We start from the raw sequence: 25,435 nt of genomic DNA on the forward strand, positions 1-25,435 counted from the left end.
CTCTGCAGTTATTATTGTTATTCTACTCCTTGTCCACCATCACGAATTAAGTTCCTGTTCATAAGCCAACATTCTGCATAAGCCCCATTTCCTGCATCAGCAATTTGTTGTTGATCTAAACCTGCTTCTGCTGCCCAATCCATAGCATCAAACATAGCGTCATCACAATAGCTCCCAGTAACTGTAGAAGCTTTTTCTTCTTCATTAGAAAAGCAAATTATAGAAGAAGAAACGAAAATAATTAAAAAAAGATTTCTCATTTTGTTATAAATTTAGTTGTTAAAAAGAAGGATTTGATTCTGAGTTTTGTCGTAACCAACAATTTGCATAAGCCCAATTTCCCATGTTACTTACTGTTTGGTCATCAAAGCCTTCTTCCATAGCCCAATCCATTACGTTAAACATCTCGTCATCACAACTTGGGTCGATACTTTTTATTTCTACACTTTTTGCAATTGAAATAAATGAAAAAGCGACTACAGCAATAATGCTAAACCCTAATTTTTTCATAATATTGTACTTTTAAATTAATTACAGTCATACTTTGTGTTCGTCAAAACATTTATTAAGGTAGGACTGTTTTTTTAAAGGTTGATTTTTTCAAGCAAACAAAAGCAAAGTCAACCGTTTCTTTGTTTTTGTTGGTAGTGTTGTTTTAGAAAGCTACCCAATTCCTAGTAATGCTCGTTTTTTTGTGCGGGTTACAAACAGCTGAAACAATCCCGAATAGTGGCCGACTATATGTTTAGAAAAATAAATAGCAGTAGTATTTTTCTTTTCTCATTCTTTATTATGTTTGTCTATCAAATGTAAAACTTTTCTAAATAGTTTCACTAAAAAATAGAGAATCACTAGTAATGTTATTATTAAGACAATTTGTAATACTTGTGTTGTAATCATTTTTTTCTTAATTATTTAAAACCATATAGAAACATAGTCTACTTTTTATTTTATCTTTTTTCAAAGCAATTCCATTTTTTTTCGTCTATGTTTCTATTATGGAAAAACCAAACCAATGAACCCAATCTATATTTTTAGAAATTGTATAAAGAAATTGCTTGTTATTGTTTCGTTTGCCGTTAAATAGGAATCGAAAGCTTTCTTATTTCTGAAATCAAAACTACAGGGGTTTTTAGTTTTGTGCAAACAAAGTATGTCGGAATTCATGAATTCCGACAAGTTTTTCATGAATTCCGAGGAGTAAATTGCTAGAATAACAGCTGAATATCCTATTTTTGAAACAAACAATATACAAACAAACATGAATCGTCTTTTTATCTTTCTATTTGTCTTTTTATCTTTTTTAACCACTGCACAAACAAGTAAAAATGAATTAAATAGTAAAACATACAAAGAATTACTTACGGCTTTTGCAGAAGCTGAAAATAATTTTGATTTACAAAAAAAATATGCTGATGCCTATTTATTAAAGGCAAGAAAAGAAAAAAAAGACTTAAGAATAGCAAAAGGATATTATATGATGTCAAATATCCATAATTTTTATGATGCTATTAAATATTTAGATAGCGTTACTATTTATGCTGAAAAAGAAAGCAATGATAAATTTCCAATGGTTGCTTATTATGAAAGAGCAAGAAAATTAGATGCACTAAGAGATTTTAAGCTGGCTATAGAGAATTATATTAAGGCAGAAAATTGGGCAAAAAAGAATAATGATCTAGATTATATTTTTAGAGCTAGATTAGCAATTGCAATTATTAAGTCTGAAGATATAGGAGAAATTGAAGAAGCATTAGAGTTATATAAGCAATGTTATAGTTTTTATAAAAAAAATAAGGAGAAAGAAGTTAGGTATTTTAATAGTTATGTGAGTACAATTTTTGCAATTGCAGATGCACATAGAGCGTTACATCAGTTGGATTCGGCATCTTACTATAATAGATTAGGATATAGAGCATCAATTGAATTTAAAAATGAAAGATTAAAAGGTTTTTTTGTTTTAAATGAAGGAGCAACCCAATGTTTAAAGAGTAATTACAAAACGGCAATAGACAGCCTTGATAAAGCGCTTCCTGTAATGATAGAGTATGATGAAAAGATGAATCAAATTGCGTCTTACTATTACTATGCAAAATCGTATACAGGTTTAAAGAAGATAGACAAAGTTGTTAAATATTATGAAAAAGTGGATAGCGTTTATAAAGAATTAGAATATATAACCCCTGAGTTTGTTCATGGGTATCATTATTTGATTAAATATTATAGGGAGAATGGTAATAAAGAAAAGCAATTATATTATCTCAACACCTTAATGAGTATAGATAGTATTTTTCAGATTAATTATAAAGAATTAACTAAGAAATTTAAAAAAGAGTATGATATTCCAAATTTAATGCGAGAAAAGGAGGAAATTATTGAAGGATTACATGAAGATAAAAAAAGTAATTATGGTATAATGACTGTTTTAGGAGTAATTGTCATAATTAGTTTGTTTTTGGTTATACAACAAATCCAGCAAAAAAAAGTCTATAAAAAACGCTTTGAGTCTTTAATGCAAACAAAAGAAGAAGGTGATAATATTGGTAACGAGATTGAAGTAATAAGTAAAATAAAAGACAATAATTTAAATATTGTTGAAGAAACAGCTAACAGCATATTAAAACAACTTGCAGCTTTTGAAAAGAAGAAACAGTTTTTGAAACCTAATATTTCCCTAAACAATATAGCTCAAGATTTTGGGACAAATCCAAAATATTTATCCACAATAATTAATACTAAAAAGGAAAAAAGCTTTGTGCATTATATTAATGATTTACGAATTGACTATATTGTTTCGGAATTAAAAAACAATGTGCAAATACGAAAATATACTATTAAAGCCATTGCAGAAGAAGTGGGTTTCAACAATGCAGAAGCTTTTTCAAACGCTTTTTTTAAGAGAACGGGAATTAAACCTTCCTATTTTGTTAAAAAATTACAAGAAGGTTAATTAGTTTGTTTTTAGTTGTTTATGCTGGTTTTGAAACACGGAATTCATGAATTCCGTGTGCTACTTTACATTTTATGATATGTTTTTTATAATTCAAAACTATATTTGTTAAACAACAATTCAAAATATAATATTATGAAAAAAGAAACAAAAAAAAAGTTTAATTTAGAAAAATTTGAAATCGCTAAACTTAGAAATCAGAGAGTAATAATTGGAGGAACTGGAGCTGGAGATGGTACTCAAACTGATTCAACAAGACCAAAAATCCCAAAAAAACCAAACGATCCAAATAATCCAAATAACCCAAACGATCCAAACAATCCAAATGATCCAGATTCTAGTATACCTTGTCAGACAGATTTTTAGCATAATAAATAGTAAAGTAATGAAAGTATCTCTTTTTTTGTTTTTCTTAGTCTTAACTGTATCCTGTAAGTCTTATTTTAATAATTCTTCTGATACTTATAAAAAGACAGATACTTTGGTAAATCTCTGGCATCATAAGGATTCTTTTTTAGATAGTATCTACGGCATTTCTTTAGAAAAATGGTACAATGAAAAACCTAAAAAAATAAATCGAGAAATAATTGTAGCAACATTAGATGGACAAATTGATTTGAATCATGAAGATTTACAAGGACAATTATGGATTAATGAAGACGAAATTCCGAATAATGGTATTGATGACGATAACAATGGTTATGTTGATGATATTAATGGTTGGAATTTTATAGGGATAGGGGATGGCGATACTCAGGCTTTTTCAAATTTTGAATATGTTCGCTTCATTAATAAATATAGAGAAGAATTTGAAAATAGTGATAGTATTAAAAATCAAAATAATTCTTTGTATCAAGAATATCAAAAAGCCTTAAAAGTATATGAAAGAACAAATAAATATTACAGGAATTACTTAAAAATTGAGGGGATGTTGATTTCTGCATATTATCCAGCTAAAGATACGCTGAAACACTACTTTCCTAAAGAAGATTATACAGCAAAACAATTAGATAGCTTGTATCAATTGCATAAAATAGATGATAAAACATTTAGAGATAGAATAAAAGAAAATGACACTTGCAGGTCATTCCCAGATTTGATTTTTTATATGAAAACGATTAAAGAGTTTCGATATACAATTGAGTTAATGGAAAATTCGAGTAGGCATAAAGATTCTATTGTTAACAAATTATTAAACTTCGAATATAATGATAGAGCAAGAATTAAGAATGGTAGCCTTGAAAAGGGATATGGCAACAATAAACTAGACTCTAATCTTCGATTAAAAAAGCATAATACTGAAGTTTCAAGTATTATTGCAGCGAATAGAGATAATAATAAAGGAGTAAAAGGGTTTCATAATAACATTAAATTGATGACTTTAAATATCTCTCCATTCGGTGATGAATTTGATAAAGATATTGCAAATGCTATTTATTATGCTGTAGATAATGGAGCTAAAGTGATTAATATGTCCTCTGGGAAAGAGTTTTCATTAGAACATGAAAGAGTTGCAAGAGCCTTAATATACGCTAATAAAAAAAATGTTTTAATAGTTCATAGTGCAGGGAATAGTTCAACTGATATTGATAAAGAACTTTATTACCCAATAGATTGCTCAAAGACAAAAAATGTTGAAATAGTTGATAATTTTATTAATGTTGGATCTATATCAAAAAGGATTGATAGCACTATAATTTCTGACTATTCAAATTATGGCAGAAAAAATGTAGATCTTTTTGCTCCAGGAGAGGAAATATATTTAGCTATCCCTGATAATCAGTATGAATTTGATTCAGGAACTTCCTTTGCAACTCCTATGGTTTCGGGAACGGCTGCCTTAATTTGGTTGTATTATCCGAACTTAACGGTACAAGAAGTGAAAAATATTATTTTAGAATCGGGTGTTACTATTGACAAGATGGTTGTTAAACCGGGAACAAAAAATGAAATGGTACACTTTTCTGAGCTGTGCAAAACTGGAAAAGTGCTCAATACTTATAATGCTATGAAAATGGCAGCGGAAATGAGTAAGAAGAAATAGTGAAAAGAGTTTAATAGTTTTTAATTGTATTCTATCCGTTCGAGTAGGGTTTGTAGAATGCGAATAGCAATTTTACAAACCATGTATCGAGAATCGTTTTAATGAATTTTTTCTTGTATATAGTTTTCTATCGAAAATCACTCAGGTTAATGTAAATTTTATTACATCGACTTCATCTTATTTATTGTTTCTTCTTAGCAAATTGATTAGACCTGTAGGATGACATAATAGGAGCATATATTAAGAATAAATGAGTAATAATGAATTTGGCATTTTTTTTGCTCTACTATACTATCGTTCTACTACAAATAGTGGTGACAAAAATATATTTGTTTTTCAGTTTGTCACAGAAAGTGTGACATTTTTCGTTTGAATTTGATAATGTCACAAAATCTGTGACATTTTTTTTTGTCAATAAAAAATGTCACAGGTTTTAAAAATGGAATGCACTCTTAAGTGTATTGCTATATGTAATCTTATACCTAACACTATTTTCTTCATGAATCTTCATAACATAAATAAATTTGTGTTTTTTGGAATTTCTAGAAGTCACTACCAACTCTTTCTTTGAGAAATTATCTAGAATAATTAAATCGTTTTGGTTATTCACGCTAAAATAGTCTGCAATACGATTATTTAAGTTTGTAATTGGATAGGAAGAATAGACATTCTTACCATTCTGCTTAACTTCTATCTTCTCTCCTTTAAAACCTTGCGTTAACAACAGAATACTTTTTTCTTTTGAAGTTGCATTATTTTTTTTCAAAAATACAGCCACCTCTTTCTCGTTCATTCCTCTAAAGTCGTCTCTAAAATCGGTTTTTACTATTGATTTGCAACCAACAATACTCATTCCTAATACAATTAAAAGATATTTTTTCATAGAACTATAACACCAAAATTTAAAATATAGTATAAAAAAAGCACTAATTTTTAGTTAAAATTAGTGCTCTTAAAAACAACCAAAACTCAAATATTTATTGTTTTACCATTTTTTGCACAACAAAATTTACATCATTATAAAACAATTTCGCAAGATATATTCCTCTCTCTAAATCTTGAACATTCAATTCATTATTAGCAGATACGTTTGAAAAAGTTTTAACTTTTTGCCCAGTAACAGCAAATAATTCTATTTTTTCAACTTCTGTCGAAACAGAAAACACATTCTTAACTGGATTTGGATAGACTATAATTTGTTTAGAACTATCAAAGACTTCAGAAGAAAGGACACTTGCCTCGTTTCCATACACTTTAAATTCACCCGCAGCAATTGATATAGGAGCAGCAGTATTTGTAACAACAAAAGAAGTATCATCCATTAAATCATGCCAATTTCCTGTATATGGAAAATCGGGAACAATCGTTAGATCTGATGTGGAAAAATTAGCCAGTACAACTACATTTTTTAATGCAGTTGAAGGCAATGAATTATCATAAATATAAATTCTTTGCTTTAAATTATTTCCAGACTCAGGACTTATCGTATACTCTCCATTAAAAACTACTTCTTGATTTTTTAAATGAATCAATTTTGCATAATCTTGATAAATCGCTCCTCTAACAGGATCATTTAACCAATTTTCAGTCCATTGCGGTTGTGGCTTCGTATCTAACTTACAATCGCCTGCAATTCCATCAGACTCTGTATTTACAGTTCCGTTAGAACATGTGTAAATAGAATCGTCCATTCCTAATTCTTGAAAATGCCAAATCATTTTTGGACCAGGAATTAAAATACTTGTTGCCCCAATAGCTCCTGCTCTATTTAATGCATTTGGTAAATTTCCTCCAACAGGACTTGTTCCTCCAGTAGCTCCATAAGTCACCGCTTCATACATTAACCTGTCCTTATCATGACTTTCTGGATAACCCATCAAGCGCTTTCCTGTAAAACCTCTACTAACATGCCCCATTCTTGAAATATTTCCATTAGAAGCGTATCCTAAAGCCAACTGTTTGTAAGATGAAAACAATTCTCCCCACATCATTATTCCTTTTCCTTCTCCTATTCTATAATTTGCCCATTCTTGTTCTTCTGTATCAGATCCTAAATGCTCAAAAATTACATAGTGATCTGGATCCAAACTCCATGAATAATCGGCATACTCTTTAAGCACATCTACTCTATCTTGCTGGAATTGATTTGTCAAAGCATCACTCCCTGTTGCATTTTGAGTAAATCCTTTCGTTAAATCCCATCTAAAACCATCTATCTTAAATTCGTTAATCCAATATTTCAACGTTTGCTTCACATAGTTTTTTGTATAATCAGATGTATGGTTAAAATCTTCCCCAACACTATAGCTGTGCGTTGCAACTGTATTAAAATATGGATTTTCTATACTTGGACTTCCCCAACCGTCTCCATCTGGGTCATCCATCCACATTCTTACCATTGGATTTCTTCCAAAAGCATGATTAAAAGCCAAGTCCAACACAACCGCTATATCATTTTGATGACACAAATCTATCAATTCTTTCAATTTATCCTTTGTGCCGTAAAACTTATCCAACGCCATGTGAAAAGAAGTATTATATCCCCAACTTTCATTGCCTTCAAATTCCATTATTGGCATCAACTCTATTGCATTTATTCCTAAATTTTTCAAATAATCTATTTTATCAATAACATCTTGAAAATTTCTATCAGCATCAAAATCTCTAATCAAAATTTCATAAACCACCAAATTATCTTTATTAGGCTTGTTAAAGTTTGTCACTTGCCAATTATAAGGCGTTTGACCTGTTTGAAGCACAGTAACTTCTCGTTCTTGTTCAACAGGATAAGTTGGTAAATTTGGATAGGTTGCCGACGGAATCCAAGAATCATCAAACGGAGACAAAACTAGCGTTGAGCAAGGATCTGCAACTTTTACCAATATAGGAGAATTTGCAATTGGTGTTTCATCTACAACCCAATATTGATAACTTTCAATTTGTTCAGCTGTTAACCCGGTTAGTTCCAACCAAAATTTATTTGTAGCTGGATCTTTCTTCATTGCATAAGAAGATGTTGGTTCCCAGTTATTAAAACTCCCTGCAACATATACAAAATCTTTACCTGGTGCTTCCAATACTAAAACTGCTTTCGTATTATCAACCAAATAATTAATCCCATTTTCTAATCCGCTTGTCATTGCTTCTGACACAGTAGAAGGGTTAACAATTACCATAAACGATTTTGTTTGCGTGATTGCACCTTGTGTTATCTCTAAAACATAATTTTGATTTGAAACGATATTCGTATGATTATATGAATATGTATTTACTCCTGAAACTGTATTTATAGAAACTCCATTTGCTTTTAAATTATAATCTGCAATTCCATTATTATTGTTTGCTTCGACCAACAAACTTCCTCCTGAATTTATAATAGTTGTTGAGCTTACAACTGGTGATGTTAATGTAGATTGAAACAAACCTACTTCTACTAAAACATCTTGTGATTTTTTATCTCCAGTACCATCTTTTGCCTTAACCAAAAAACCAATTCTCCCCATGTTAGTTCTTGCATAGAAACTTGAAGGTACGAATGACATTGTATAAGTATCGTTTCCTGAATTATAAGTCAATCGATTTGCTTCATTAGAGTTAGTCCAAGAACCATTCGTTGGACAATCTAAAATATTTACATCATTACTATCAAATGACCAAGTCCACAAATACAATGCATTCCCTGCAACACCCCAAGTAGCTTCATTTACTGAACTACCATTTATGGTTATTGTAATATTTTGATTCTCATCAAAAGAAGCGGGAGTAACAGAATATGTAATTGTTTGCTGTTGCGAAAAAACAAACACAGAAATTAAAAAAGTTAATATTACAGTAATTTTTTTCATATTTATATTTTATTTATTATCACTTAAATCTATAAAAAAAGGTTGCCTAAATTTTTAGACAACCTTTTTTTTATTGAGGAATAATTATATATTTTCCATCTAAATCATTAAACCAAACATCGTAATTACCAGAAGCTTCAGTGAAAGGAAAATTACTTCCTGTTCCTGCTAAAATTGCTGTTCCATATTGATTCTGAGAACCATTATACCTCCATACATTTGCCCAAGCATCATCTGCTCTAATTAAAAACTCATTTCCAGAAGTAAAAACCACTCCTAAAGCATACCATAGATGAGGGTTATTAGCATCCTGAGTAAAATTAACTTCATCAGAATCACCCCAACCACCAATAGCTGCACCAATAATCCCCATATTTGTATAGACAGGTGCTGCTGAAGCATCATATGGCGCAACAGTAAAAGTTCCAGATTGACCAACAGTTGTAAAGTTATAAGTATAATATCCAGCCGTAGAAACATTAAATGTACCTGGATCTGAACCACCTCCTGGATTAACTGCAAGCGTACTTCCATCATTAGTTCCCCATTGCGGAGTCCATTGTCCTTTTACTTCTAGCATTTTGAATGCTCCTGCTCCAAAATAGCCAGTATAAACATAATTATTAGGTACATTTTGGTTTCTAAAAACAGGTGTATTATTGTTATTATTATTCCAGTCTGAAGAAGTTGCATTACCTACAAAGTATAAATTTGGAAATACAACACTAAAGGGAGTTACAGATATAGTAAGCGGATTAGAAATTCTTTCCAAAACACTTCCATTTTCATTCGTTGTTCTTGCTACAATTCTTAAGTCCATATCTCCGGCAACTCCGGCAACCAAACCTATTCCTAAAGCCACAGAATTAAAATCGCCATGAGTTGAAGTTAAAGTCGTTAAATTTTCGACATTACCAACTGCAACAGGAGAAGTAAAACCAGATCCAGACAATGCTGCTTCTATTGTATAGCTTACATCTATACCTAAATTAGATCCCAAAACAGCATCTGTCCAAGTTGTTGTAATTGCAACACTTGATGTTGAGCCAATAGACAACACAAAGCTATCGTTTGCTGCTGGACTTGTAAATACTGCTGGATCTGTTGGATATGTGGTCACTAGAAAAAGAACTGAATTACTTAAAATACTTCCTGAATTAACTCTTAAATAGATTGCTATATCTCTAAATGTAGTTGCGCCCGCATCATGAATTGCTGTATTTAAATCTTCAACTGATATAGAAAACGTGTTAGAATTTGAGTTTCCTAAATTTACAACATTCGTAAATTCTGCATTTAAAGACATTTCAACTCCATAACTAGACGCTCCTGTTAAGTTATCATTCCATGTAACTGTAAATGCTGAATTTTGTGGAAGTCCAAAATTTAAAAAAACATTATTAATTCCTGGTTCTTGCAAAACAAATGCTGCATCTGGCGTTTTTATTTCTAGACTTTCTTCATCATCACAAGCTGTAAAAATAAAAACTAATGATAATAGCAAAAGGCTAGTTATTTTTTTTATATATAAACTCATATTTTTATTTTTTTAAAGGATTATAGATTCAACGGAATTAATATATAATGCCCCGTTAAATCATTATACCAAACATCATAATCATCTTCAACAACTACTGGAACATTCTCACCATTTAAAGTAGCTGTTCCCGAAAAAGAAGTTGAACCACCCCAAACAGAACCTGCACTCGTTAAAAACTGCAAATCTCCAGGCGTTAAATGCAAGCCATTCACATACCAAATATGATTATCAAAACTAGATTGATTCATTGCTGTTGTTGTAATTGCTGTCCCTTGCAAAGACATTGTTGTATAACTTGGTAAAGCGGCAATATCGAAAGGAGTAAAAGAATATGTATTCGTAGCATAATTAATTGTAAACGAATAATATCCTGCAGTTGCAATTGGATTGTTATTACTTGGAAAAGAACCAGGATCTGATCCTGATCCTGTATTTACATCAATACTAGAACCATCATTAGTACCCCATTGTGGTTGCCAAAGCCCTTTTGTTTCTAACACCTTAAATTCACCTGCTCCAAAAAAACCTGTATAATGATAGATTTTTGAATTAGATGCATCTCTAAACAAAGGGTTATTATTATTGTTATTGTTCCAATCTGAAGCAGTTGCATTTCCTACCAAATAATAATCCATAAACGGATAATTAAAATAAGGATACACATTAAATGAAATACTATTTGATGCTACTGGTAAACTAGTCTGTGTTCCTACAGACGAGACAATCCTAGCATAAACTGCGTTCCACGCAAATGGAGGCAAACCTACATTACCAACTGCAGTATTCAATTCTGCTACAGAAAGCGTTATTGTATTATTCCCATTTACTGTACCTGTTGCTACAGGGTTTGTAAAAGCAGCATCTGAGGAAAGTTCTAAACTATAGTTTACAGCTGTTTGTTGTCCGTAATTAGCCATTGTCCAATTAAAAGTAACCGCTGGGTTATTGTTATTTACAGGATCTAATTCAATATTAGAGATTGCTAATTCTGACAGAACTACTGGATTAGTCTCTGCAACCTTTAAATCATCCATTGTATCTTCACATGAACTCAGAAAAAAAATTGCACATGCAGTTTGTATAAAAATTGATATTTTTTTCATTTTCTTTTACATTTAATTAATACCCAATGTTTTGAGATAAATTAGGGTTTGAGGCTAAAGAAGCCGTTGGTATTGGAAAAACTTTTAAATTATTTGAAATAGCAATTCCATTAGACCCATTTCCTTTCCATGCCCAATTATAGCTTCCTCCAGTATATTTTCCAAATCGAATTAAATCTTGTCTTCTGTGAGACTCCATATACAACTCTCTAGATCTTTCATCTATAAGAAAACCAAGCGTTAAGTCAGATGCAATAATGTTTGCTGTCGTTGCCCCATTATTAGCTCTTTCTCTCAGCATATTAACATACAAAACAGCATTAGCCATTGTTGCATTTGAAGCACCTCTGACAGCACATTCTGCATACATTAAATACACATCTGCCAATCTAAACAAAGGAAAATCTGTATCTACAAACGTTGAATTTGAACCAACAACTCCTGTTGATGAAATATTTGAATATTTACCAAACACATAACCTTGGTCCTTATCTGCTATAGACGTAATTTCGATATCTCTTCCCGCTGAAATAATTGTATTTCTCGTATCATTTGTAAAAATAGGATCGCTAAAAACTTGAGAAAATTGCTTTCTCAAACGAATAGCTCCACCCCATCCACCAACTCCAAAGGCACTTCCATTTGCCTCAATAGAACCTACTTGCCCATTACACAAAACAGTTGTTGGCCCATAATTTTGAGTTGTTACAGCATCTGATTGAAGTGTAAATATTATTTCCGAAGAAGTATGATTATCTTTTTTGAAATTGTTTAAATAATTTGCATTTAAAGAATAACCACCAGCAATTATTTCATTACATTTTGTTACACACTCAACATATTTGTTTTGCCCAATAAAAACCTCAGCATTCAAATACATCTTAGCTAAAATCATATTTGCAACTGCTTGATCCAGTCTTCCATACTCATTAGCCATTGGTGCTTTTAAACTTGGTAAAACAGTATTAATTTCAGACTCGATGAAAGTAAAGAGTTGCTGTCTATTGTATTCTGGACCTTGAAAATTGACTGGATTATCTTCTGTTATAAAAGGTGCTTTTCCAAACAAATCCATCAAGTTATAATATGCTAATGCTCTTAGCACTCTAGCTTCACTTCTATATTGATTAATATTTGCAATTTCACTTGAGTTTGTAATGCCTCTAGAACTTAATTTTTCAGGAGTTGATTGTCTTAAAAACTCATTTGCAATTGCAACTTCAACCATTGTTCTACTAAACATCCCTAAAACAATAGGATTATCTGCAGACCATATATTTCGTTGTAATTCTCTCGTTCCTGGGTCATTTTCATAACTCCATATTATTTGATCTGCTGTTAAATCTTGCATATACCACAAGCATCTACCATATTGACTCGTTCCTGCATCAACGCCTTCTAAGAAAGAAGAACCTGCGTCTCCAGTACCTGTTAACGATAAATTACCATAAACCCCAGCAAGTGCTTGTTTGTATGCACCTGGTTGAGAATAAAACTCTTCAGCTGTTAACACATCGTCATCATCTGGCGTAACATTTAAATCGTCTGTACAAGAAGAAAACAACAGTAGAAGACCTACTAACGTTAACAAATTAAACTTAAAATTTTTCATAGTTATATTTTTTAAAATTTAATATTTGCTCCAAACAATACAGATCTTTGTCTTGGATAAATTGTTTTATCAATACCATTGTTCGTTATTTCTGGATCTAAACCTGAATATTTAGTTATAACAAAAGCATTTTGAATACCAGTATAAAGCCTTAAAGACGCCTTACCCTCTAGCCACTTAGGAAAAGTATAACCTAAAGTTACATTGTCTAATCTTAAAAATGAAGCATTTTCAATATATAAATCAGACAAAATAACGTCTGAGGTAGTTGTAAAACCTGTTTCTGTAACAGAAGTTGGTACGTTTCCTAATGCCGAAGATTGTTGATTTAGTAAATTATATTGAGCATTACCCGCATTTACTCCGTTATAAATTCTATTTCCTATACTCGCTCTCATATTGAAAGAGAAATCTAGATTTTTATAATTAATATAATTCGCAAAACCGAAAGTAGCATCTGGATCAGCATTCTTATACACATATCTGTCCTCGCCATTAACAATTCCATCACCATTCAAATCTGCATAAGCTCCTTCAATTGGACTTCCACTAGCATCGTAAAGCTGCTTATAAACATAGAACGAAAAAGGAGTAAAACCTTCTCTATGAATTTGAACAGTTCCACCCGTACCTGTACCTATATCACCTAATAAAATATCAGAATCTAATGCTAGCTTATCAATTCTTCTTTCAAATTTTGTAGCATTAAAATTTACATTCCATTTAAACTTATTATTTTCAACTATTGTTGCATCTACAGAAAGTTCAATTCCTTTAATGGTCATATCTCCAACATTCTGAACTCCTCTATTTGAAAAGTTTCCTCCATCAGGCAAAGCTGTTCTAACCAATAAATCTTCTGATTTTTTATAAAATGCATCAAGTGTTCCTGTAATTTTATTATCGAACAATCCGTAATCAAAACCAACATTATATGTCGTAGTTTCTTCCCATTTTAATTTAGAATTAAAAGCAGTAGAAACTGCGATCGGAGTTGCTAGAGTTCCAAAAATATATTGCGATGAATTCCCTCCCGTAACATATTGTTGTAAATAAGACAAACGATCATTAATATCTTGTTGTCCTGTAACTCCGTAACCAATTCTTAACTTCAAATCGGAAACTAATTTAGAATCTTTTAAAAACTCCTCTTTCAACTTCCATGCGAAAGCTGCTGCTGGAAAATTCCCCCATCTATTTTCTTCAGAAAAACGAGAAGAACCATCTCTTCTATAGGATAATGTTAGAACGTACTTATCGTTATAAGTAAAGTTTGTTCTTCCAAAGAAACCTATCAAAACTAAATCTGGATAACTATCTACATCTGCTATATTACTAGTGTAATTAGGCTGAAGAATATTACCTGTAGTAAACTTACGCCCTTCAAATTTTTGATAAGAATAACCCGCTGTAGCATCTACCTCTAAAGAATTAAACGTTTTTTTATAGTTAAAATAAGTATCTAATGATCTATTTATTCTAATCTCATCTGTAAATTCATCAGCACCATATGTTTTGTTATCATTATTCGGTGAAGATCCTGTGAATGGTGAAACCGATTTACTTCTTTCTCCTTTAGACTGATCGAAACCTAAATTAACTACTGCTCTAAGATCTGGTAGAAAATGTAATTTATAATCTATTCCAAAATTACCGAACAATCTATTATTAATACCTCTATCATTTGTTTGAATTAATTGAGATACAGGATTTCTAACCACACTCGGTGTTAATTCTGCATTGGCTGGATTTGTTGCTTGATTCCAATATTCGAAATAACCACCATAATGCGAATTCACATCATAAATTGGCTGTGTTGGATCAAAACGTATTGCTGAACCTTCAACATTTTCTGCAAACCTATTTTTTTCATTTGCATAATTTGCAGCTATATTAATTTTTAAATGATTATCTAAAAATGTTGGATTTAACGCTAATCCTATAGTATTTCTGTTTAGCTCGTTTGTTAACCTCAACCCTTCTTGATACGTATTACCTAAAGACAGTCTTGCTGGTATTTTTTTAAATAAGCTCCCTCTAATTGAAACATTATTATCAATTAAATCTGTTCTTCTATAAATTGCATCTTGCCAATCTGTATTCGCATTCCCTAAAAGTCCAACACCTGCTGGATATTGTGTTGCAACAATATCTCTAAACTCATCCGCAGAAAAAACAGCTACTTTCTTAACTAATTTTCCTGCCGCATATTGAAAGTTGTAATCTACATTTAATTCTTTCCCTCCTTTTTTTGTTGTTATAATAATAACACCATTTGAGGCTCTAGAACCATAAATAGCGGTTGCAGAAGCATCTTTCAAAACTGTAAAGGAATCAATATCACTAGGATTTAATGCTGCTAAAATTGAAGTTGAACCCGTATTGGAAGAATTCTCTATGGGAAGACCGTCAATAACAATTAAAGGATCATTAGAAGCCGTTAAAGAAGCACCACCTCTAATTCTTATTTCAGAACCAGAACCAGGAGCTCCACTCGTATTAATTGTTAAACCGGCAACTCTACCGTTTAATAAATTTTCAGCTGTTACAACTGCACCTCTATTAAATTCTTTTGAAGAAATAGTTGTTACCGCTCCAGTTGCGTCCTTTTTCTTAACAGTACCATAACCAATCACAACAATTCCTTCTAATTGGTTAGTGTCTTCTACTAAAAAGACTGTTATTTCTTTTTGTCCATTATATTCTATAGTCTGTTTTACAAAACCAAGGTAAGTAAAAACAATTTTATCTCCTTTTTTCAAGTTAGACAGCGAGAAAATACCGTCGAAATCGGTAGCAGCTCCTGCACTACTTCCTTCTACTGCTACATTAACACTAGGCAAAGGCTGTTGTGTCGTACTCTCTAATACAGTACCTTTCAAAATGTTTTGTGCAAACATCCCTAAAGGCAACATGAGCATGAAAAGAAATAATTTTTTTTGTAATGTTTTCATACATTTTATTTAGGTTAAACGCTTATATTATTATGCTTATAAATCACTTCTAATGTTAAATTTATGTAAAAAAGCGAGATAAAAAAACTAAGATTTGTTTATACAGCACCGAAAACGTTTTCGTGTTGAAAACTTTATTAAAACTGACAGATTTTAGAGTAAAAATTGTGATACTAAGAAAATAAAAGTACTTTTATTAAAAATATTGAATTTTATTAAAAATTTCATGAGACGTAAAGTAACACTCAAACAAATAGCAAAAGAATTAGATGTATCCATTTCTACTGTATCGAAATCTCTAAAAAATAGTTCCGAAATTAGCGAAGATACCCGCTTAAAAGTACAAGCTTTTGCAAAGTTATATAATTACAAGCCCAACAACATTGCATTAAGTTTAAAAAATAAAAAAACTAAAACTATAGGTATAATTATTCCTGAGATTGTTCATCATTTCTTTGCAACAGTAATTAGCGGAATAGAACAAGTTGCTAATGAAAAAGGATATAATGTAATTGTATGTCTTTCAGACGAATCGTTCGATAAAGAAGTTATTAACCTAGAGATGCTTGCAAATGGAAGTACAGATGGTTTTATTATGTCTTTATCTAAAGAAACGCAACAAAAAAAAGATTTTCATCATTTACAAGAGGTAATTAATCAAGGAATGCCTATTGTTATGTTTGATAGAGTTGCCAATGAAATTTTATCTGATAAAGTTATTATTGATGATCAGCTTGCCGCCTATCAAGCAGTGAGTTTTTTAGTTGAAGAAGGACGCAAAAAAATAGCTTTAATTACTACAGTGGACTATGTAAGCGTTGGAAAACTAAGAACAGATGGCTATTTAAAAGCTCTTACAGATCATTCAATTGACATAAACGATGATTTAATCATTAAAATAGAAGATATAGATAATTGTTCTGAAGCAATAGAAAAATTAATATCAAATCAAGATATAGATGCTGTTTTTGCCGTTAATGAACTATTTGCCGTAGTAGCCATAAAAGCAGTAACGAAGAAAGAAATAAAAATTCCTGAAGAAATATCTGTTATTGGTTTTACTGATGGAATTATATCAAAATTCTCCTCTCCAAGCATAACAACAGTGAGTCAGAATGGAGTTAAAATGGGCAGAAAAGCAGCAGAAATGCTAATTGAAAGACTTGAAGATGAGGATGAAGAAAACGAAAGATATCGTACAGAAGTAATAGAAACAAATCTAATTCAAAGAGAATCTACGAAAACGTGATAGTAACACTCAATGATCTAAAAAACAATACTTTACATTTTAAAAAACAAAAAACAGGAAGAAAAAAACTTACTAAAAAATAGTTATTAGATTAAATTTAAATCTATATTTGTACTCTATCAAAGCTTGTATTTCACTTCTAAAGAATAAAAGTTTTGATAAGCCATAAACGCTTATCGTAAATAATTTAATAGATTACGATATTATGGAAAAGCGTAAGTTAAGTTTTTGGGAAATCTGGAACATGAGTTTCGGTTTCTTAGGGATACAGTTTGGTTTTGCCCTACAGGGAGGATTCATGTCAAGAATTTTTCAAACTCTAGGTGCTGAAAAGGACGCAATACCACTTTTATGGATTGCAGCTCCACTAACCGGTTTAATTATTCAGCCCATTATTGGTTACTTAAGTGACAATACTTGGCATTCTAGATTAGGAAGAAGAAAGCCCTATTTTTTATTAGGAGCTATATTATCTTCCATTACTTTATTTTTTGTTCCCTATTCCCCTGCACTTTGGATAGCAGCAGGTTTCCTATGGATTCTCGACGCTTCAATTAACATTAGCATGGAACCTTTTAGAGCTTTGGTTGCTGACAAACTTCCAGATTCTCAAAGATCCTATGGCTTTGTTATGCAAACATTAATCATAGGTATTGGAACATGGGTAGCTAGTAATTTACCTTGGTTAATTACAAAACTTGGCGTTAGTAACGAAGCTGCTCCTGGAATTATTCCAATGTCGGTAAAGATTGCATTTGCAATTGGTGCATTTGTATTCTTAATAAGTATTCTATATACCATTTTTACAACTAAAGAATATCCGCCCGAAAACTTAGAAAAATTTGAAAAAGAAAAGAAAGAGTCTCGTTTCATTAAAGATCTTTTCTCTTCATTAAAAGAGATGCCATCAACAATGAAAAAACTAGGTGTAATTCAATTTTTCAGCTGGTTTGCTTTCTTTACCATGTGGAGTCTTGCAACTCCTTCTTTAACAGAACATGTTTTTAAAGCACCCGCACCAATTGAAAAAAATTATAATCTAGAAGATGCAACTCAATTAGCACAATTTAATGAAGCTGGAGCTAAATATCAATCTGCTGCTGACTCTGTAGGTTCTGCAATGGGAATTTATGGACTTTCATCAATGGGATTTGCATTACTATTGACTTTCTATACATCAAAATTTAGAATAAATAGAAAATACATACACATGTTCTCGCTAATTCTTGGAGGAATTGGTTTTTTAATGATGAAATATATAGAAAATCCATTTTATCTAAACATCTCATTTATTCTAATTGGTATTTCATGGGGAAGTATTCTTTCAATGCCCTATGCAATGTTATCTAGTTCTGTAAATGAAAAAAAGATGGGAATGATGATGGGTCTTTTCAATATGTTTATTGTATTACCACAAATCATTGCAGCATTAGGAGGCATTAACTATATATCAAAACTATTTGGAAATACTGCAATTGCATCAATGACGTTAGCTGGTGCATCATTAATAATTGCAGGATTATGTAACTTTTTAATAACCGAAAAAAAAGCAATTAGCTTTCAAATCGATTAAACATGAATACTAAAACATTCATATTCGACCTTGATGGAGTAATCGTTGACACTGCAAAATATCACTTTTTAGCATGGCAAAGATTAGCATCTCAATTAGGTATCGAATTTACACCCGAACACAACGAAGAACTAAAAGGAGTAAGCAGAGTAAAATCATTAGAATTAATTCTCGCTATTGGAAATATTGAAGCATCGCAAGAAGACAAAAACAAATGGCTCATACAAAAAAATACAGAATACTTGTCCTATATAGACGATATAGATCAAAGTGAAATTCTACCTGGAGTATTATTTGTTTTAGATTATCTTAAAAAAAACAAACACAATATCGTGTTAGGTAGTGCCAGTAAGAATGCACGTCCTATACTAGAGAAGACAAACATTATGCACTATTTCGACGCAATTGTTGATGGTAATGATGTAACCAATGCAAAACCCGATCCTGAAGTTTTCCTTCAAGGAGCAAAGAAAATGAATGACAATCCAAAGAACTGTATTGTATTTGAAGATTCTGTTGCTGGAATTCAAGCAGCAAACATTGCAAATATGATAAGCATAGGAATTGGAGACAAAGAAGTATTACAGGAAGCCAATTTTGTATTTCCTGATTTTACTCATATCGACATAAATTTTATAGATAACTTAGTGAATAGATAAAAAATGAATCAAGATTATATTGTACCAAACAACTGGTCGATTATTGAAGAAGGATTTGAAGCTGAAAGAGTAAAATCTTCTGAAAGTTTATTTAGCATCGGGAATGGTGCTATGGGACAACGTGCTAATTTTGAAGAAAAATATTCTGGGGACACTTTCCAAGGAAGCTATATTGCAGGAGTTTATTATCCTGACAAAACAAAAGTAGGTTGGTGGAAAAACGGTTATCCTCAATATTTTGCAAAAGTCTTAAATGCTCCAAATTGGATAGGTATCAACGTAGAGATCAATGGAGAAAACATTGATTTAGCAAGTTGCGAAATTAAAAAATTTCGACGTGAATTAAATATGAAAGAAGGTTGGTACAATCGCACTTTCAATGCTATTCTTAAAAACGGAATAGAAATAAAAGTAAACACTACACGCTTTCTTTCTTTAGACATAGATGAATTAGGAGCCATAAAATACGAAGTAACACCTATTAATAGTGATGCTAAAGTTGCTTTCAAACCCTACTTAGATACAGGAATTGAAAACGAAGACACTAATTGGGAGGAAAAATTTTGGGAAACATTAGAAGTAAAACACGATGAAAACAGTGCTTTTATAATGGCTCGCACTTTAAAAACTAAGTTCTCCGTTGCTACATATATGCAAAATAGCATACTGGTGAATACTATTTCTGCAAATGTTAAACCTGTTGAGGTACAAAAAGAGGCCACCACGATATCTTTTACTTATGAAATTGCAGCCTCAAAAGGTCAAACAGTAGCTATTGAAAAACTTGGTGGCTATACTGTTTCTACAAATCACAAAGAAGAAGAATTAATTCGCGCAGCCAAAAACGTATTAGATCAAGGAAACAAATTAGGATTCGATACATTATTAAAACAACAGAAAGAAGCTTGGGCTAAAATCTGGGAAATGAGCGATATTACTATTGAAGGGGATGTTAAGGCGCAACAAGGTATTCGTTTTAATATTTTCCAATTAAACCAAACTTATCTTGGTAAAGATTCTCGTTTAAACATTGGTCCGAAAGGATTTACAGGTGAAAAATATGGTGGTTCTACCTATTGGGATACAGAAGCTTATTGCATTCCTTTCTACATGGCAACAAAAGATCAAAATGTTGCAAGAAGCCTTTTAGAATATCGTTATAACCAACTAGACAAAGCAATAGAAAATGCCGAAAACAATCTAGGTTTCAAAAACGGAGCTGCATTATATCCAATGGTTACCATGAATGGTGAAGAGTGCCATAATGAATGGGAAATTACATTTGAAGAAATTCATAGAAATGGAGCTATTGCCTTTGCTATTTTCAATTACTATCGTTTCACAGGTGATTATTCATACATTCCAAAAAAGGGACTTGAAGTATTAATTGGAATCGCTCGTTTTTGGCATCAAAGAGCTACTTTTTCATCAGACAAAGACAAATATGTAATTCTTGGTGTTACAGGTCCGAATGAATATGAGAACAACGTGAATAATAACTGGTACACCAATTACATTGCAAAATGGTGTATTGATTATGCCTACGAACAAATTGAAAAAGTAAAATCTGAATATAGCAATGATTACTCACGTATTATGAGCAAAGTAAATCTTGATGAACCTGAATTAAATGAATGGAAAAAAGTGGCAGACAACATGTACTTCCCATATTCAGAAAAACATGATGTATTCCTTCAACAAGATAACTTCTTAGACAAAGAGCTTATAAAAGTAGCTGATTTAGACAAATCGCAACGACCAATTAATCAAAAATGGTCTTGGGACAGAATTCTACGTTCTCCATATATAAAACAAGCAGATACATTACAAGGATTCTATTTCTTTGAAGATCATTTTACGAAAGAACAACTAGAAAGGCATTTTGATTTTTATGAACCCTTCACTGTTCATGAAAGTTCCCTTTCTCCTTGTGTACATTCTATTCAAGCAGCTGTTTTAGGAAGAATGGAACAAGCGTATACTTTTTACCTAAGAACATCTCGTTTAGATTTAGATGACTACAATAAAGAAGTTCACGAAGGTCTTCATATTACATCAATGGCAGGAACATGGATGAGTATTGTGGAAGGCTTTGGAGGAATGAGAGTTAAAAATGATATATTACATTTTGAGCCAAGAATTCCAAACCAATGGGAAGGATATTCTTTTAAAATTAATTTCAGAAATCAAATTTTAAAAGTTGAAGTATCTCAAAAAGAAACTAAATTTTCTCAAGAAGGTACTACTGCAATTAAAGTCTCTGTTTTTGGTAAAGAAATTTTAGTGGAGCCAAACCATTTAGTTACCGTATAATTTTTTCATATAAGTCATAAGAGCATTCTTTTATGGCTTATATTTTTTTAGATAAACATATTCTTCCATTAGAGAATAAAAAAGAAAGAAATTATGATTAAAAAAGACAAATAGATAACTTTGGGAATAAACCGTAAAACAAGGATAAGCTTTTACGGAAAATAAAAAAACAAAAAAAATTTAATCTATGAAATCGCCATTAACAACATGTTTGGTGTAAACAAACACCAATGATTAAAAAGCGACACCATATATGACCGCTAACAAATTAAATTTTACATATATGAAAAAAGTATTTTTATTATTTCTTATTGGAACAATAACATTTGCACAACAAAAAACAAATATCCTTCCAGAATCAGACAAAGTAGAAGGTACAATTACAAGAATTGATAATTTTCCAACAAAAAATATCACTCCTAGAAATGTAGACATTTGGCTTCCAAAAGAATACTCAAAGTCAAAAAAATATAGTGTTATCTATATGCATGATGGACAAAATTTATTTGATGGTAATTCAACATGGAACAAGCAAGAATGGATGACAGATGAAATAGCTTCAAAATTAATGAATGAAAAAAAGGTTGTTGATTTTATCATTGTTGGAATTCACAATATACCTAACATTCGTTTTCTCGATTTATACCCTACTAAAACATTAAACTATATTCCAAAAAAAGTAAAAGATTCCGTTTTTGCAGAAGCACAAAAAAGAGGAATGAAAATTACAGAAGAAGATTTTAATGGAGATAACTATTTAAAATTCATTGTTGAAGAATTAAAACCTTATGTTGATGCTAATTTTTCAACCCTAAAAGAGGCTAACAACACATTTATTGGTGGTTCAAGCATGGGTGGCTTAATGTCTATGTATGGAATTTGTGAATATCCAGAGGTATTTAGTGGTGCAATTTGTATTTCAACACATTGGCCAGGAATGATACCACAAAACAACAACCCTATTCCTGCATCATTCTTTGCTTATTTAAAAGAAAAAATTCCTTCTCCAGAAAATCATAAATTCTATTTTGATTTTGGAACAGAAACCCTAGACCAATTTTATCCACAATATGAAGACACAGTAAACAAACTGTTTTACGACAAAGGTTATTCTATTCAGAATTTCAAGAACTTACGTTTTGAAGGAGAAAACCACACCGAATTATCTTGGCAAAAACGTCTTGATATACCATTCTTATTTATGTTAAAAAAATAAAATGAAAAAACTAGTACTACTATTTCTTATCACAACGCTCTCATTTTCTCAAAATGCGAGTAGACAATTTTCTAAATTTGAATTAAAAGACAAAACAATTTCAATTCAAACAAATGACGGTGAGTATTTATTCAATTATTTAAATAATAAAATAATTGAAACATCATTCGTTCCAAAAAATGAAAAATTCAATTCCAGTTCACATTCTAAAGTAATGGAAAATGGATTCTTCAAAAATGAAATTTTAGAAAACGAGAATGAGATTAAAATAGTAACTGATAATATCAAAATAGTAATTACTAAAAAACCATTTCAAATTTCTTACCTAGATAAAGAGAACAAACTCATCCTTTCCGAAAAAAACGGTTACATTAAAAAAGACAGTACAGAAACACTCGATTTCAATTTAACTTCAGATGAAGTTTTATATGGTGGTGGTGCACGTGTTTTAGGCATGAACAGAAGAGGAAATAAACTACAACTATACAACAAAGCACATTACGGCTACGAAAACAAGTCGGAATTAATGAACTATACTTTACCAATAGTCATTTCTTCAAAAAAGTATATGCTTCATTTTGACAATGCTCCAATTGGTTATTTAGATTTAGATAGCAAAAAAAATAACACTTTAACCTATGAAACCATTTCAGGAAGAAAAACTTATCAAATTATCGTAGGCGACACTTGGGAAGATTTAGTTTCAAACTACACCTTACTAACAGGAAGACAACCCTTGCCTCCAAGATGGGCTTTAGGTAATTTTTCCTCACGTTTTGGTTATCATTCAGAAGCAGAGGCTAGAAAAACCATTCAGAAATTCAAAGATGAAAAAATTCCTGTAGATGCAATCATTCTAGATTTATATTGGTTTGGAAAAGAGATGAAAGGGACAATGGGAAATCTTGAAGTCTTTAGAGATAGTTTTCCTAATTTCGAGAAAATGGTAGCTGATTTCAAAGAACAAGGTGTAAAAACGGTTACCATAACAGAACCTTTCATTTTGACTAATTCTAAAAAGTGGAAAGAAGCAAAAGCAAAAAAGGTCTTAGCCACAAATAACGATAGTTCACCTGCAACTTGGGATTTTTATTTCGGAAATACGGGTTTAGTAGATGTTTTTAAACCCGAAGGAAAGGAATGGTTTTGGACAATTTATAAAGATCTACACAACAAAGGTGTTTCAGGAATTTGGGGCGATTTAGGTGAGCCAGAAGTTTTTCCTTCATCTGCTAACACTTTTGCTGGAAAAGCAGATGAAGTTCATAATATTTACGGTCACGAATGGGCTAAACTTATTTATGACGGTTATCGAAAAGATTTCCCCACAGAAAGGCCTTTCATTTTAATGCGTGCTGGAGCAGCAGGTTCGCAACGCTACGGAATGATTCCTTGGAGTGGTGATGTAAACCGAACTTGGGGTGGACTTTCAGGACAAACAGAGATTTCATTACAAATGGGAATGCAGGGTTTAGGTTATATGCATTCTGATTTAGGTGGTTTTGCAGGAGATAATTTAGACGATGAATTATACATTCGTTGGCTACAATATGGAGTTTTCAATCCAATTTTCCGTCCACATGCACAAGAAGATGTTCCTTCTGAACCAGTTTTTAGAAGTGACAAAGCAAAAGCACTCGCTAAGGAAGCTATAGAATTGCGTTATCAATTATTACCATACAATTACAACATTGCTTTTGAAAATTCACAAACTGGAAAACCTTTAATGCGCCCCTTGTTCTTCGAAGAAGAGAATAACAAAGCGTTACTTACAAAATCTGATGGTTATTTATGGGGAAATGATTTTCTAGTTTATCCTGTTACAGTATCTAATCAGAAAACAAAAGAGGTTTATTTCCCAAATACAGCCAATTGGTATGATTTCTACACAGGAAAAAAATACCAAGGTGGCACAACACAAATAGTTGAACTAAACGAAGATAATATTCCAACATTTGTTCGTGGTGGTAGTTTTATTCCAATGGCAAAATTGGTTCAAACCACAGATAATTATAATTTAAAACAATTTGATTTGCATTTCTATTTTGATGATTCAAGGAAAATTTCATCAGGAAAGTTATTTAATGATGATGGCTATTCTACAAATACTTTTAAGGATAATAAATTTGAAAAAGTAACATTCAGAAGTAAATTCAAAGAGGAAAAACTAGAAATTAGAGTAGCATCTGATCATGAATTAATTTCAAATACAGACAAAGAAGTCACTTTAAAAATTCATAATATTTCTAAAAAACCAGAAATAATAACAGTGAATTCTAAAAAAACAAAATATAAATTAGATTCCTCCACAAACACTTTAGACCTAAAAATTGTTTTAGAAAACGATAAAAAAGCTCAAATAGAAATACAATTTTAA

General features: G+C 31.3%; 17 protein-coding genes. 9 read left to right on the plus strand and 8 right to left on the minus strand.

From position 1 onward, the window contains the following. Positions 1-17: 17 nt before the first annotated feature. Both L2Z92_RS03140 and L2Z92_RS03145 read right to left on the minus strand, forming a co-directional pair. Positions 18-260 carry a hypothetical protein gene (locus L2Z92_RS03140; RefSeq protein ID WP_236457396.1) on the minus strand — a complete coding sequence of 81 codons (243 nt, stop codon included), beginning with the start codon at positions 258-260 and terminating at the stop codon, positions 18-20. 19 nt (positions 261-279) lie between these two features. After that, positions 280-510: a hypothetical protein gene (locus L2Z92_RS03145; RefSeq protein ID WP_236457397.1), complete on the minus strand. Its 231-nt coding sequence runs from the start codon at positions 508-510 to the stop codon at positions 280-282. 751 nt (positions 511-1,261) lie between these two features. On the opposite strand from L2Z92_RS03145, the gene L2Z92_RS03150 reads away from it, so the two are divergent. From L2Z92_RS03150 to L2Z92_RS03160, 3 genes are all read left to right on the plus strand, one after another. Continuing rightward, positions 1,262-2,950, plus strand: coding sequence for an AraC family transcriptional regulator (locus L2Z92_RS03150; protein WP_236457398.1), 1,689 nt, complete (start codon positions 1,262-1,264; stop codon positions 2,948-2,950). A gap of 135 nt (positions 2,951-3,085) precedes the next feature. Then, the gene (locus L2Z92_RS03155; RefSeq protein WP_236457399.1) at positions 3,086-3,316 is read left to right on the plus strand and encodes a hypothetical protein; all 231 of its coding nucleotides are present in this window, start codon (positions 3,086-3,088) and stop codon (positions 3,314-3,316) included. Between the two features lie 19 nt (positions 3,317-3,335). Beyond that, positions 3,336-4,994 (plus strand): S8 family serine peptidase, encoded by a 1,659-nt coding sequence (locus L2Z92_RS03160; RefSeq protein WP_236457400.1) that lies wholly within the window; start codon positions 3,336-3,338, stop codon positions 4,992-4,994. Between the two features lie 433 nt (positions 4,995-5,427). Here L2Z92_RS03160 and L2Z92_RS03165 read toward each other — a convergent pair whose 3' ends face one another. The 6 genes from L2Z92_RS03165 to L2Z92_RS03190 all read right to left on the minus strand — a co-directional run bounded on the left by L2Z92_RS03165 (position 5,428) and on the right by L2Z92_RS03190 (position 16,048). Further along, positions 5,428-5,877, minus strand: coding sequence for a hypothetical protein (locus L2Z92_RS03165; protein ID WP_236457401.1), 450 nt, complete (start codon positions 5,875-5,877; stop codon positions 5,428-5,430). A gap of 94 nt (positions 5,878-5,971) precedes the next feature. Then, positions 5,972-8,839: an alpha-amylase family glycosyl hydrolase gene (locus L2Z92_RS03170; protein ID WP_236457402.1), complete on the minus strand. Its 2,868-nt coding sequence runs from the start codon at positions 8,837-8,839 to the stop codon at positions 5,972-5,974. Positions 8,840-8,909: 70 nt separating this feature from the next. Beyond that, positions 8,910-10,376 (minus strand): SusE domain-containing protein, encoded by a 1,467-nt coding sequence (locus L2Z92_RS03175; RefSeq protein ID WP_236457403.1) that lies wholly within the window; start codon positions 10,374-10,376, stop codon positions 8,910-8,912. A gap of 20 nt (positions 10,377-10,396) precedes the next feature. Beyond that, positions 10,397-11,482, minus strand: coding sequence for a SusE domain-containing protein (locus L2Z92_RS03180; protein WP_236457404.1), 1,086 nt, complete (start codon positions 11,480-11,482; stop codon positions 10,397-10,399). Positions 11,483-11,498: 16 nt separating this feature from the next. Then, positions 11,499-13,094 carry a RagB/SusD family nutrient uptake outer membrane protein gene (locus L2Z92_RS03185; RefSeq protein WP_236457405.1) on the minus strand — a complete coding sequence of 532 codons (1,596 nt, stop codon included), beginning with the start codon at positions 13,092-13,094 and terminating at the stop codon, positions 11,499-11,501. Between the two features lie 11 nt (positions 13,095-13,105). After that, complete coding sequence (locus L2Z92_RS03190) at positions 13,106-16,048, minus strand: SusC/RagA family TonB-linked outer membrane protein (protein ID WP_236457406.1); 2,943 nt, start codon at positions 16,046-16,048, stop codon at positions 13,106-13,108. Positions 16,049-16,274: 226 nt separating this feature from the next. Here L2Z92_RS03190 and L2Z92_RS03195 point away from each other — a divergent pair, with 226 nt between their 5' ends. From L2Z92_RS03195 to L2Z92_RS03220, 6 genes are all read left to right on the plus strand, one after another. Then, positions 16,275-17,297 (plus strand): LacI family DNA-binding transcriptional regulator, encoded by a 1,023-nt coding sequence (locus tag L2Z92_RS03195; protein ID WP_236457407.1) that lies wholly within the window; start codon positions 16,275-16,277, stop codon positions 17,295-17,297. A gap of 205 nt (positions 17,298-17,502) precedes the next feature. Further along, complete coding sequence (locus L2Z92_RS03200) at positions 17,503-18,870, plus strand: MFS transporter (RefSeq protein ID WP_236457408.1); 1,368 nt, start codon at positions 17,503-17,505, stop codon at positions 18,868-18,870. 2 nt (positions 18,871-18,872) lie between these two features. Next, positions 18,873-19,529 carry a beta-phosphoglucomutase gene (pgmB, locus tag L2Z92_RS03205; protein WP_236457409.1) on the plus strand — a complete coding sequence of 219 codons (657 nt, stop codon included), beginning with the start codon at positions 18,873-18,875 and terminating at the stop codon, positions 19,527-19,529. A gap of 3 nt (positions 19,530-19,532) precedes the next feature. After that, positions 19,533-21,842, plus strand: coding sequence for a glycoside hydrolase family 65 protein (locus tag L2Z92_RS03210; RefSeq protein ID WP_236457410.1), 2,310 nt, complete (start codon positions 19,533-19,535; stop codon positions 21,840-21,842). A 283-nt stretch (positions 21,843-22,125) separates the two neighbouring features. Next, entirely contained in the window at positions 22,126-23,058 is a 933-nt protein-coding gene (locus L2Z92_RS03215; RefSeq protein WP_236457411.1) for an alpha/beta hydrolase, read from the plus strand. Position 23,059: 1 nt separating this feature from the next. Continuing rightward, positions 23,060-25,435: a TIM-barrel domain-containing protein gene (locus L2Z92_RS03220; protein WP_236457412.1), complete on the plus strand. Its 2,376-nt coding sequence runs from the start codon at positions 23,060-23,062 to the stop codon at positions 25,433-25,435.

Origin of the sequence: Flavobacterium jumunjinense, assembly GCF_021650975.2 — a bacterium.
In the GTDB taxonomy this organism is placed as follows: domain Bacteria; phylum Bacteroidota; class Bacteroidia; order Flavobacteriales; family Flavobacteriaceae; genus Flavobacterium; species Flavobacterium jumunjinense.